Origin of the sequence: Sphingopyxis panaciterrulae (assembly GCF_014199295.1) — a bacterium.
In the GTDB taxonomy this organism is placed as follows: domain Bacteria; phylum Pseudomonadota; class Alphaproteobacteria; order Sphingomonadales; family Sphingomonadaceae; genus Sphingopyxis; species Sphingopyxis panaciterrulae.
The window spans coordinates 1-12470 of sequence record NZ_JACIJH010000002.1; the positions used below are offsets into that span (position 1 = coordinate 1).

The 12470-nt window shown below is 67.2% G+C and carries 11 protein-coding genes; 8 read left to right on the forward strand and 3 right to left on the reverse strand.

What is annotated here, in order from left to right:
* Positions 1–32: 32 nt before the first annotated feature.
* Both FHR21_RS04030 and FHR21_RS04035 read right to left on the reverse strand, forming a co-directional pair.
* Positions 33–1352 (reverse strand): tyrosine-type recombinase/integrase, encoded by a 1320-nt coding sequence (locus FHR21_RS04030; RefSeq protein ID WP_184095617.1) that lies wholly within the window; start codon positions 1350–1352, stop codon positions 33–35.
* A gap of 257 nt (positions 1353–1609) precedes the next feature.
* A complete protein-coding gene (locus FHR21_RS04035) occupies positions 1610–2107 on the reverse strand; it encodes a MarR family winged helix-turn-helix transcriptional regulator (protein WP_184095619.1) in 498 nt (165 codons plus the stop codon).
* A 274-nt stretch (positions 2108–2381) separates the two neighbouring features.
* Here FHR21_RS04035 and ectA point away from each other — a divergent pair, with 274 nt between their 5' ends.
* The 8 genes from ectA (at position 2382) to FHR21_RS04075 (ending at position 10870) form a co-directional block, all read left to right on the forward strand.
* On the forward strand, positions 2382–2879 hold the full coding sequence (ectA, locus tag FHR21_RS04040) for a diaminobutyrate acetyltransferase (RefSeq protein WP_276569244.1): 498 nt from the start codon (positions 2382–2384) through the stop codon (positions 2877–2879).
* A gap of 3 nt (positions 2880–2882) precedes the next feature.
* Positions 2883–4187 (forward strand): diaminobutyrate--2-oxoglutarate transaminase, encoded by a 1305-nt coding sequence (gene ectB / locus FHR21_RS04045; protein WP_184095621.1) that lies wholly within the window; start codon positions 2883–2885, stop codon positions 4185–4187.
* Between the two features lie 25 nt (positions 4188–4212).
* A complete protein-coding gene (locus FHR21_RS04050) occupies positions 4213–4614 on the forward strand; it encodes an ectoine synthase (RefSeq protein ID WP_184095623.1) in 402 nt (133 codons plus the stop codon).
* 26 nt (positions 4615–4640) lie between these two features.
* Positions 4641–5561, forward strand: a complete 921-nt coding sequence (gene thpD / locus FHR21_RS04055; protein ID WP_184095625.1) for an ectoine hydroxylase — start codon at positions 4641–4643, stop codon at positions 5559–5561.
* Positions 5558–7000 (forward strand): aspartate kinase, encoded by a 1443-nt coding sequence (locus FHR21_RS04060; RefSeq protein ID WP_184095627.1) that lies wholly within the window; start codon positions 5558–5560, stop codon positions 6998–7000. The genes thpD and FHR21_RS04060 overlap by 4 nt, the downstream gene beginning before the upstream one ends.
* A gap of 12 nt (positions 7001–7012) precedes the next feature.
* Positions 7013–8263 (forward strand): MFS transporter, encoded by a 1251-nt coding sequence (locus FHR21_RS04065; RefSeq protein ID WP_184095629.1) that lies wholly within the window; start codon positions 7013–7015, stop codon positions 8261–8263.
* A gap of 2 nt (positions 8264–8265) precedes the next feature.
* The gene (locus tag FHR21_RS04070) at positions 8266–9624 is read left to right on the forward strand and encodes an MFS transporter (protein ID WP_184096445.1); all 1359 of its coding nucleotides are present in this window, start codon (positions 8266–8268) and stop codon (positions 9622–9624) included.
* Between the two features lie 205 nt (positions 9625–9829).
* Positions 9830–10870 (forward strand): rod shape-determining protein, encoded by a 1041-nt coding sequence (locus FHR21_RS04075; protein ID WP_184095631.1) that lies wholly within the window; start codon positions 9830–9832, stop codon positions 10868–10870.
* A 129-nt stretch (positions 10871–10999) separates the two neighbouring features.
* On the opposite strand, the gene FHR21_RS04080 is transcribed toward FHR21_RS04075, so the two are convergent.
* Complete coding sequence (locus FHR21_RS04080; protein WP_184095633.1) at positions 11000–12466, reverse strand: S41 family peptidase; 1467 nt, start codon at positions 12464–12466, stop codon at positions 11000–11002.
* Positions 12467–12470: the final 4 nt, after the last annotated feature.

The window sequence follows — 12470 nt, forward strand, 5'->3', positions numbered from 1 at the left end:
CGCAAGGCCATCTTCAACAAACCAGCATCATATTATCCGAAAAGGGGGTCCCTCTTCGACGCCGATCGGGGGTCCCTTTTGAACGCCGTTTGACAGTCCAGACGTTGTAGCTTCGCGCGCCCGGAGGTGAGCAATCGTTCGATCTCGTCGGAGGTCCGCTGAACTGCGAGCTTGAGGGCCTCGTCGATATGCACGTAATCTTGTGTCACATTCTGTGAGGCGTGGCCCAACATCGCCCGGATAGTAAGTTCCGAAAACCCGAGGTCGCCCGCGACGCTCCCAAATGTGTGCCGCAGCGTGTGCGGTGTCACCCCGCTGATATCCGCTAAGCCACAGACACGTTTCAAGCACTCGCTGGCCGCCGTAAATGGTCCGCTTCCGACGGCCGAGGGAAAGATGTGCGGGTTTCCGGCAAGCTCCCCCTGCAATTGCACCACTCTGATCGCTGCGGGCCCGATGGCCCGGATCTGTGCGCCGCCCTTCGTGTCGGGAAAGGCCACATAGCCACGATCTGCGTGCAGCCAGTGGCGCTGCATCGCTTGTGCTTCCTCGCGGCGATAGCCCGTCAACAACAGGGTACGCAGAACCCCGAGGGCCACAGGATTCTCACCATTCGCCTCGGCATAGGCAATCGCCTTCCCGAGCAATTCGAGTTCCGTGACGCTAAGCCGACGCGTCTTCTTTTTTCCGGCGAGTTTCCTCGCGCCATGGGTCGGGTGAACCTCCAGCAGGCCCTTGTGCTTGGCGTGCCCGATGATGGCCTGGAGCGTGCCAACGCACCGCCCGGCAACACCAGGGCCACCGGTCGCTTTTCCGCCACGCCCCCCGGTTCGCGGCTTCGCCGTCTTTCCGTTCTTTACGTCCGTCTGCATCTGCTCGACATCCGCTATCTTCAGATGCTTGACCACGCGCTTTCCAAGCAAGGGAATGATGTGGGTCCGAATACGACTCTCGTCCATGTCGAGCGATGAAGACTTGATGGGAAGGTTCTTCCGGCCGAGGATATTTCCGGCGCGAGCTTCGGTGAGATACCAGTCGCACATCTCTGCGACCGTCATCGCGTTGCGCGACTGACGAGCCTCATCGGCCGGATCCTGCCCGACTATGACGGCGGCCAGCTTGAGCCGGGCGAGATCGCGCGCCTGTTCGACCGTAAGAACGCCAAAGCGACCGAGGTTCATCCGGCGCTGAATGCCCTCTGCATTGCGATACTGAACGATGAACGTTTTCAGGCCCGAGGGAAGGACGCGTAGCCCGAATCCTTTGATCTCGGTGTCCCAATAGATGAGCTGCTTCGAGGCCGGCGAAATGACCGCGTCGATCGTGCGTTTTGTCAACTTGCTCGTCGGCATGCTCTCAATCCTCTTGCTGACAAAATCTCGAATCGAGGCATTGTCAGCAAATTGTCAGCGCTGTACGGCGTTTCAGCGGCTAGGCTAGGATAGGGCGCCGCAGCGATAATCTCAAGAAAATAAGCAATTATAGGGCGGTAGCGTAGAAAAAGAAGCAGCCGAAGAGGGTCGCGTTCAAGTTGCCAAGGTTGGGGTCGAGGGTTCGAATCCCTTCGCCCGCTCCAGTTTTTCCGTAAATTGCGATCCGTCGAGCGGCCCTAGGCCGTATCGCGCGCGCCTGTGCGGTCGATCAGGCCGGCGTCGAGCAGCGGCGCGGCGTCGATGTCGGCGGCGCCCAGCAGCGCCGCCAGCCGTTCGGTGCCGGCGAGGATCATGGCCTGCTCCCACGCGGGAAGTGCCGCGAAACGGTGCGCGAAGATTTCCTGCAGCATGTCCGGTGCGTCGGCGAGCCGTTGGCGGCCTTCGGCGGTCGCATCGAGGAAGATCTGCCGCTTGTCGCGGTCACTGCGCCGCCGCGTGACGAGGCCCAGCGCGACGAGTCGGTCGGTGATGGCGGTGATCGTCGCGTGGCTGAATTGCAGGCGCTGGGCGATCGACCCGGGCGTCACCGCGTCGCGCGCCTCGACCTCGCGCAGGACGAGCAGTTGCGACGGCGTCAGTCCCGTCGCCGCGGCCAGCTTGCGGCTGCCGCGGTCGGTCGCGCGCAGGATGCGCCGCAGGGCCTTCAGGGTCGCATTGGCAATCTCGGTCTGCATGCCTCCTGTTAGCGGCAGGAGAGGGCGGCACCAATCCCATAATGGTGGGCGGATTTCCGGGACTATATTTCAATATGTGAAACATAATTCGGTACAGGGGTTGATTGCCGCACGACAATCCGTATGTTTTTGGCCCAATATTTTTCGGACTCGCCGCCATGGCGCAGCAATATATTTCAGGAGATGAACGATACTCGATCGGCAACAGGACGATGACCCCTTGCCCTCGGAAACCTTTTCGAAGGATGCGCCGGCTGCAACGCCCGGTCTGCACTTGCGCAAGCCTGTCGCCGCCGACGGGCCGGCGATCACCGCGCTGATCGCGCGCTGTCCGCCGCTCGACCGCAACTCCGCCTATTGCAACCTGGTCCAGTGCGCGCATTTCGCCGACCAGTGCATCGTCGCGGAGACGGGCGCGCGCATCGTCGGCTGGGTGTCGGGGCACCGTCCGCCGTCCGACCCCGGCGCCTTTTTCGTCTGGCAGGTCGCGGTCGCGGCCGAAGGGCGGGGCAAGGGGCTGGCCGGCCGCATGATCCGGGCGCTGCTCGCCCGCCCGGCGCAGCGCGACGCGACCTGGCTGACGACCACCGTCACCGACGACAACGACGCGTCCTGGGCCTTGTTCCGCGGCCTCGCACGCGATTGGGACGCGCCGCTGGAACGCAGCGTCCTGTTCGACCGCGACGTCCATTTCGCCGGCGCCCACGCCACCGAATATCAGGCCCGCATCGGTCCGCTCGACCACCGCAAGATTCAGACAGAACAGGGATAATCCATGACCATGACACCCCAGCCGTCCGGCGCGATTCCGGACCGGAGCATCTATGAACGCCGCGAATCGGGGGTCCGCAGCTATGCCCGGTCGATGCCGCGCCAGTTCGACAAGGCAACCGACGTGTGGATGCACGACAATCGCGGCGGCCGCTATCTCGATTTCCTGTCGGGCTGTTCCACGCTCAACTATGGCCACAACCATCCGGTGCTGAAGCAGGCGCTGCTCGACTATATCGCCGACGACGGCATCGCCCACGGGCTCGACCTCCACACCGACGCGAAGGCGGCCTTTCTCGAAACCTATGAGGCGTTGATCCTGAAACCGCGCGGGCTCGACTATCGCGTGATGTTCACCGGTCCCACCGGCACCAACGCGGTCGAGGCGGCGATCAAGCTGGCGCGCAAGGTCACGGGGCGCGAGATGGTCGTCGCCTTCACCAACGGCTTTCACGGCATGACGCTGGGCGCGCTCGCCTGCACCGGCAACGCCGCCAAGCGCGGCGGCGCCGGGGTGCCGCTCAGCCATGTCAGCCACGAACCCTATGACGGCTATTACGGCCCCGATGTCGATACCGCCGACCTGCTCGAGCAACGGCTCGCCGACCCGTCGAGCGGCCTCGACGCGCCCGCCGCGATCCTCGTCGAAACGGTGCAGGGAGAGGGGGGGCTCAACGCCGCCTCGCCCGCATGGCTGGGCCGCATCGCCGCGCTCGCGAAGGCGCATGGCGCGCTGCTCATCGTCGACGATATTCAGGCGGGCTGCGGCCGCGCCGGCTCCTTCTTCAGCTTCGAAGGCATGGGTTTCACCCCCGACATCGTCACCCAGGCGAAGTCGCTGTCGGGCATGGGCCTGCCCTTCGCGCTGACCCTGTTCCGCCCCGAACTCGACCGATGGTCGCCGGGCGAGCACAACGGCACCTTCCGCGGCAACAACCACGCCTTCGTCACCGCGACCGCCGCGTTGCGCCATTTCTGGGGCGACGAATCGTTCGCGGCGGACATCGCGCGCCGCGGCGAACTGCTTGCAACGCGTCTCGACGCGATGGCGGCCGAGCACGGCTTCGAAACCCGCGGCCGCGGCATGATGCGCGGCATCAATGTCGGTTCGGGCGAACTGGCCGATGCGGTGACGGCCGCCTGCTTCGACGCGGGGCTGATCATCGAGACCAGCGGCGCGCACGGCGAGGTCGTCAAGATCCTCGCCCCGCTCATCATCGACGACGCGCTGCTCGCGAGCGGCCTCGACATTCTCGAAACCCGACTGCGCGAGGCGGTGGCCGACGATTTCGCCGTCGCCGCCGAATAAGCGCCCCACAGACAGGAGACGATCCATGCTCATCCGCAATCTCGGCGATATCCGCAAATCCGACCGCAACGTCCGTTCGAACGGCTGGGTCAGCGCCCGCCTGCTGCTCAAGGACGACAATATGGGCTTCTCGTTCCACGTCACGACGATGTTCGCCGGCGAGGAATTGACGATGCACTATCAGAACCATCTCGAGGCGGTGCTGGTGCTCAAGGGCACCGGCACGATCGAGGATCTTGCGACCGGCGAGGTCCACAAGCTGCGACCCGGCGTGATGTACGCGCTCAACGACCATGACCGCCACATCGTGCGGCCGGAAACCGACATATTGACCGCCTGCGTGTTCAATCCGCCGGTCACCGGCCGGGAAGTGCATGACGAGAACGGCGCCTATCCGGCCGAGGCCGATCTCGCCGCCGCCGAGTGACTCCGCCAACCACGGAAGGACGTCCCGTGAAAGACCTCTATCCATCGCGGCAGGCGGCGAATGCCGGGCTGCTGCCGCGTCTCGACCCCGTCGTCCATGGCGACTGGACCCCGAACGCCCCGATCGGCGAAGCGCAATGCGCGCAGTTCGACCGCGACGGCTATCTCGTGCTCGAAGACCTCTTCTCGGAGGCCGAGGTCGCGCATCTGCAGGCGGCGGCGGGCCGGCTGCTCGCCGATCCCGCCGCGCTCGACGCGGAAACGATCGTCGCCGAGCCGCAGAGCCGCGAAATCCGCTCGATCTTCGAGATCCACCGCCAAAGCGACGCGATGGCCCGCCTCGCGTCTGACGCGCGGCTCGCCGAGGTCGCGCGCTTCCTGCTCGGCGATCGGGTCTATATCCACCAGTCGCGCCTGAACTACAAACCCGGCTTCAAGGGCAAGGAATTCTATTGGCACAGCGACTTCGAGACCTGGCATGTCGAGGACGGCATGCCGCGGATGCGCGCGCTGTCGATGTCGGTGCTGCTCGCCGAGAACACGCCGCACAACGGGCCGCTGATGGTCATTCCGGGGTCGCACCGCACTTATCTCACCTGCGTCGGCGAGACGCCCGACGATCATTATCTGAGCTCGCTCAAGCGCCAGGAATATGGCGTTCCCGACGAGGACCACCTCGCCGAACTGGCGCACCGGCACGGCATCGTCGCGCCGACGGGCAAGCCCGGCACGGTCATCCTGTTCGACTGCAATCTGATGCACGGGTCGAACGGCAACATCACGCCTTTCCCGCGCGCCAATGCCTTTCTCGTCTATAATGCGGTGAGCAACCGGCTGGAGGCGCCCTTCGGCGTCGACAAGCCGCGCCCCTGGTTCCTCGCCCATCGCGGCGATCCCGAGCCGCTGACGGTTGCGTGCGGCCCGCTTGCCGAAGCGGTGCCGGCATGAACGGGCGTCACAGCGTCGAGAAGGTCGGCGGCACCTCCATGGCCGCGACCGCGACCCTGTTCGACAATGTGCTGATCGCGGGACGCTCGGGCGCCGACCTCTACAACCGCATCTTCGTCGTCTCGGCCTATGCCGGGATGACCGACCTGCTGCTCGAGAACAAGAAGAGCGGCGAGCCCGGCGTCTATGGCCATTTCGTCGACGACGACGATGCCGAGGCGTGGCGCACGGCGATGGAGCGGGTGCGCGCGGCGATGCACGCCCGCAACGCGGAGATGTTCGCGCGCCCGGACAGTCGCGCCGAGGCCGACCGCTTCGTCGGTGCGCGCATCGACGCGGTGGCCGCCTGCCTCGACGACCTCGCGCGATTGCGCAGCCACGGGCGCTTCAGCCTGAAGGATCAGCTCGTGACCGTGCGCGAACTGCTCGCCGGTATCGGCGAGGCGCACAGCGCGCACAGCACCGCGCTGTTGCTGCGCGACCGCGACGTCGACGCGCGCTTCGTCGACCTGACCTTGTGGGACGAAGACGACATGCGCAGCCTCGACGCGCGGATCGAGGAGGCGTTCGCCGCGATCGACCTGGGCGCCGTCCTGCCGATCGTCACCGGCTATGCCGGCTGCGAGGGCGGCATGGTGCGCCGCTATGCGCGCGGCTACACCGAAATGACCTTTTCGCGCATCGCGGTGCTGACCGGCGCGCGCGAGGCGATCATCCACAAGGAGTTCCACCTGTCGAGCGCCGATCCGAAGCTGGTCGGCGCGGACAGGGCGCGCAAGATCGGCCGCACCAATTACGACGTCGCCGACCAGCTCGCCAATCTGGGCATGGAGGCGATCCATCCGGGCGCCGGGCGCGGTCTGCGCCAGTCGGGCATCCCGCTGCGCGTGCGCAACAGCTTCGACCGCGAGGATGCGGGGACGCTCGTCACCGGCGACTATGTCTCCGACGTCCCGCGCGTCGAGATCGTCACCGGGCTCAGCCAGATGCAGGCGCTGCAATTCTTCGAACAGGACATGGTCGGGGTGAAGGGCTATGACGCCGCGATCCTCGACGCGCTGACCCGCCACAAGCTGTGGATCGTCAGCAAATCGTCGAACGCCAACACCATCACCCATTATCTGTCGGCCGGCGCCGCCGCGGTGAACCGGGCGGTCGCCGAATTGCAGGACCGCTATCCCGACGCCGCGATCACCGCGCAGCCGGTCGCGATGGTGTCGGTGATCGGCAGCGACATCTCGCGCCCCGGCCTCGTCCCCGACGCACTGCGCGCGCTGGGCGACGCCGGGGTGGCGATGATCGCGATGCAGCACCAGATCCGCAACGTCGACGTGCAGTTCCTCGTCGCGCCGCACGATTTCGATGCCGCGGTGCGTGCGCTGCACAAGGTGCTGGTCGAGGATGGAGAGGCGCTCGCGGAGGATCGGCGCGCCGCCTGACGCCGCCCGCCCATGCTCGCCTCGATCCGCCCGGTCCAAAGCCTGCTGATCGCCATCTTCGTGATGATGGCGGGCAGCGGCTTCCTGTCGACGCTGATCGGCCTCAGGCTCGAACGCGCGGGCAGCGGCACCATGGTCATCGGCCTCGTCGCCACCGCCTATTTCGTCGGCCTCGTCGTCGGCGCGCTGCGCGCCGGGAGCGTGGTGCGGCGGGTCGGCCACATCCGCGCCTTCGCCGCATTCGTCGCGCTGCTTTCGGCCAGCACCCTCGCCTATGCGCTGGTCCGCCATCCGCTGCCGTGGGGCGCGTTGCGCCTGATCGACGGCATCTGCGTCGCGGGGGTGTTCGTCTGTCTGGAAAGCTGGCTGGGCGACCGGGCCGAGGCGGGCACGCGCGGCACGATCCTCGCCTCCTACATGGTCGCCCTCTATTCGGGGCAGGCGATCGGCCAGTTGCTGCTGCGCTCGGGCGGCGGCGTCGCGCCGCATGTGCCGTTCGAAATCGCCTCGATCCTGATCTCGCTCGCGATCCTGCCGGTCTGCCTGACGCGCAGCGCAGCGCCGACATTCGCCGAAGCCGCCTCGCTGCCGCTGCGCCGCCTGTTCGCCGCCTCGCCGCTCGGCGTCGTCGGCGCCGGGATCACCGGGCTGCTGCTTGGCGCCTTCTACGGCCTCGCCGCCATCTATGCGCGGCGGCTCGGGCTCAGCCTCGCCCAGACCGCGACCTTCATGACGGTGGTGATCCTCGGCGGGGTGGCGCTGCAATGGCCGCTCGGGCGCCTGTCCGACCGCTACGATCGCCGCCGCGTCATCGTCGGCGGCTTCGCGCTGACGCTCGGCGTCAGCATCGCGCTGGCGATGCAGCCCACGGGGGCGCTGCTGCTCGCGCTGGGCTTCGCCTTCGGCGGGCTCAGCTTCGCGCTCTATCCGCTCAGCGTCGCCCACGCCAACGACCGGCTGCTGCCGTCGGAGCGCGTGACCGCGAGCGGGCAGCTCGTCCTCCTCTATTCCGCCGGCGCGGCGCTCGGCCCGCTCGGTGCGGCGGCGGCGATGACGCGCGCGGGTGCGGGCGGGCTCTTCCTCTTCATCGCGCTCGCCGCCGGCGCGATGCTCGTTTTCAGCCTCTGGCGCCTCGCGGCGACCGATGCGGTGCCGGGCGAGGCGCAGCAGGATTTCCAGATCCTGCCGCGCACGACGCCGACCGCGGCGCTGCTCGATCCCGCCGCCGACCCCGACGATTCCCAGCAACAGGTGACGACATGATCATGGAAACCGCTTTGCCCTCCGACGCCGCGCCGGACTGCGCGCCGGCCGATCCTTCGACGCTGCGCCGCGCGATCGCCGCCTCGGCGCTGGGCAATGCGACCGAATGGTTCGACTATGGCATCTATGCCTATGGCGTGACCTATATCTCCGCCGCGCTGTTTCCGGGCGATACCGACGAAGCGGTGCTGTTCGCGCTCGCGACCTTCGCCATCTCCTTCCTCGTCCGGCCGTTGGGCGGGCTGTTCTGGGGGCCGCTCGGCGACCGCATCGGGCGCAAGTCGGTGCTGGCGCTGACCATATTGCTGATGGCCGGCGCCACCTTCGGCGTCGGGCTGATCCCCTCCTACGACCATATCGGCTTCTGGGCGCCGACATTGCTGATCCTGCTGCGCATGGTCCAGGGTTTCTCGACCGGCGGCGAATATGGCGGGGCGGCGACCTTCATGGCCGAATATGCGCCCGACGACCGCCGCGGCTTCTTCGGCAGCTTTCTCGAATTCGGGACGCTCGCCGGCTTCTCGCTCGGCGCGGCGCTGATGCTGCTCTTCTCGCTGACGCTCGGCGATGCGGCGATGCACGACTGGGGCTGGCGCATCCCCTTTCTGATCGCCGCGCCGATGGGGCTGATCGGCACCTATCTGCGCTCGCGGATGGAGGACACGCCGATCTTCCTCGAGGAATGCGTGGTCGCCGAAGCGCGCCGCTCGCCGCGGATCGGCACGCTGGTGCGCGACCACTGGCGCCCGCTGCTCGTCGTCGGCGGGCTCGTCGTCGCGCTCAACGTCGTCAACTATACGCTGCTCAGCTATATGCCGACCTATCTTCAGCGCCGCATCGGCCTGTCGCCCGACCAGGCGCTGATCGTGCCGATCGTCGGCATGCTCTTCATGATGCTCTTCCTGCCCTTCGCCGGCGCGCTTTCCGATCGCGTCGGGCGGCGGCCGATGTGGCGCGTCTCGCTGATCGGGCTGCTGGTCGGGGTCGTGCCGCTCTATATGCTGATGGGCACGGGACTGGCGGGCGCGACCGTCGCCTTCGTCCTGCTCGGCCTCCTCTATGTGCCGCAGCTCGCGACCATCTCGGCGACCTTCCCCGCGCTGTTCCCGACCCCGGTGCGGTTCGCGGGTTTTGCGATCGCCTATAATGTCTCGACCTCGATCTTCGGCGGCACCGCACCGGCGATCGGCAGCGCGCTGATCGGCTGGACGGGCGACCAGCTCATGCCCGCTTATTACATGATCTTCGCCTGCCTGATCGGCCTCGCCGCGCTGCGCTTCATGCCAGAGACCGCGGGCCGCTCGCTGCGCGGCGATCCGTTCGTCCCGCCAGCGTCGCCGATTCGCCGCGCGGCGGGTTGAATCTCCGGCCCGTTGTGCGGCAGTCTCGCCGCCGCGCCGAAACCGGGTCAATGCCCGCTCGGCCGGACGCGATTAACCAACGGCCTGCCTGCCGGGCCGATTGACCTGCCGCGCCCCCGCCCACATGCCCGGCATGGATGTCGAGGGGCGCTCGCGGCCTGCCGGCAACCGCTGTTTTCCGCGCATGAAAGCCCAGCCCCCCGCCATGAGCTTCTTCGACCGCTTTGCGTCCAACGCCTATGACATCGCCATCGACCTCGGCACCGTGAACACCGTCATCTACGTCCGCGGACGCGGCATCGTTCTCAACGAACCCTCGGTCATCGCCCTCGAAACCCGCGGCGGCGTGCGTCACGTCAAGGTCGTCGGCAATGACGCCAAGCCGATGATGGGCAAGACACCCGCCAATATCCAGGCGCTGCGCCCGCTGCGCGACGGCGTGATCGCCGATATCGAGATCGCCGAACAGATGCTCAAGCATTTCATCGACAAGGCGCTCGGCGGGCCGAGCCGGCTGCGCCGGCGCAGCAATGTCGTCGTCTGCGTGCCCTCCGATTCGACGATGGTCGAACGGCGCGCGATCCGCGACGCCGCGTCCAATGCCGGCGCGCTCGCGGTGCAACTGATCGAGGAACCGCTCGCCGCCGCGATCGGCGCCGGCCTGCCCGTTGCCGAGCCGCGCGGCGCGATGGTCGTCGATATCGGCGGCGGCACGACAGAGGTCGCGGTGCTGTCGCTCGGCGGCATCGCCCACAGCAGCTCGATCCGTGTCGGCGGCGACAAGATGGACGACATGATCGCCTCGCACATCCGCCGCAAGCACAATATGATGGTCGGCGAGATGACGTCGGAGCGCGTCAAGCACACTATCGGCCGTGCCGTCGCGCCGCAGGGCGACGGGATGGTCATGGCGGTCAAGGGCCGCGACCTCGTCAACGGCCGCCCGTCGGAGGTCAGCGTGTCGGAGGCCGAGGTCGCAGAGGCGCTCGCCGAGCCGGTGGGCCAGATCGTCGGCGCCGTCCGCGCCGCGCTCGAACGCACCCCGCCCGAACTCGCCGCCGATATCATCGACGAAGGCATCACGCTGACCGGCGGCGGCGCGCTGCTCGGCCGGATGGACGAGGCGATCGCGCGCGCGACCGGCCTGCCGGTGCAGGTCGCCGACGATGCGCTGACCTGCGTCGCGATGGGCGCCGGCACGGCCTTCGAAGACCGCATCTATCACGGCATCTTGATGGCGGCCTGACGTTTAGCTCGTCATTGCGAGCGAAGCGAAGCAATCCAGAGTAGTGTGAACCGCCCTGGATTGCTTCGCTTCGCTCGCAATGACGGGGACGGATCAAATTAGGGGCCAGACCCTGAAGCCTTTCCGTTCTCAGAACAGCCCCGGCAGTTCGCGCTGCGCCGTCGTCGGCTTCGCGGGCACCAGCATGTCGGGACCGCGGGCCGGCGCGCCGGTCCTTCGGTCGGCGGAGGCGGAGCGCGTGTCGGCGATGCGCGTCGTGCAGGCCTGGCCCGACAGGAATCCGATCGCGGCGCTGACCGACGCCTCGCGCGGGTCGCCCAGCGGCAGGCTCAGATCGTCGTCGGCGGCGCAACTGTTCGGAATGCGCGACGCGAGGCCGTTGTAATAATCGCCCTGTCCGTCGGCATTGGCGAGCGCGAAGGCGATCACGCGCATCCGGTCGTCGCATTCGGCATTGTCGAGCGCGACCTGACCGACCGGCTTGCCATAGGTGTTGTCGCCGACCAGCGTCATGTTGGCGCCCAGATAGGGCAGCATGCCGTTGATGACCAGTTCGCTCGCCGATGCGGTCGACAGCGTGCCGATGAAGGCGATACGCGTCGGGGCGATCGCCTCTGGCTGGGCGGTGAAGAAATGCTGGCTGTCCTCCTCCGCTGCCTTTTCCGGGCGGAACTTGAGCTGCGAGAAGAGGTCGCTGGTGCTGCGGTCGCGGCCCAGCAGGTCGCCGAACAGGTCGGCCACCGACACCAGCCCGCCGCCGTTGTAGCGCAGGTCGATGACGACGTCGGTGATCCCCTTGTCGCGGAAATCCTGGAAGGCGGCGCGCAGTTGCGGCGCCGCCGAATTGATGAAGGTGCGCAGGTTGACATAGCCATAGCTGCGCCCGCCCGACTGGATCACCTTCGCGCCATAGCGGTCGGAGATCGGGTCGATGTCATATTCGGCCTTGGTGACGCTGACGTTGCGCGCGCCCGACGCATCGGTGACCCGCAGGACGCGGGTCACCCCCGCCGTATCGGGGCCGAGCGCGTCGATGATCCCCGCGGTGCCCTGCGACGCGACGATGCTCGATATCGACCGCATATTGCCGCTGCTGGTGCCGATCGCCGAGATCCGCGCGCCGCGGTCGATGCCCGCGTCCAGCGCGGGTGCATCCTCATAGGCTTCGGCGATGACGACGACCTGCGCATAGGGATCGTAGGCGAGCCTTACCCCGAGTCCCGCGCTCGCACCGCTCGTATAATAGGCTTCCTCCTCGGCGATCGAGGTGATGTAGGTGAAATAACGGTCCTTGTTCTGCGCGCGCGCCGGGGCGAGCAGCGCGTCGATATAGCTCTGGACGTCGCCATAGCTCGACGCGTTGACCGTCGCGACGTCGTTCGGGAACAGATACCATTCGTCGATCACCGCCTTGGCGAAGGCCTGGCGCGACGACAGGCCGCAACTTGCGCTCGGGGTGGGCGTGGGCGTCGGCGAAGGAGTCGGGGTGACCGTGACCGGCGGCGCGCTGCTCCCGCCGCCCCCGCCCCCGCCGCACGAGGCGAGCATCAGCGCCGCTAGCGACACGGCCGCAATCGATTTCCCGGGCCCCTTCATCCGC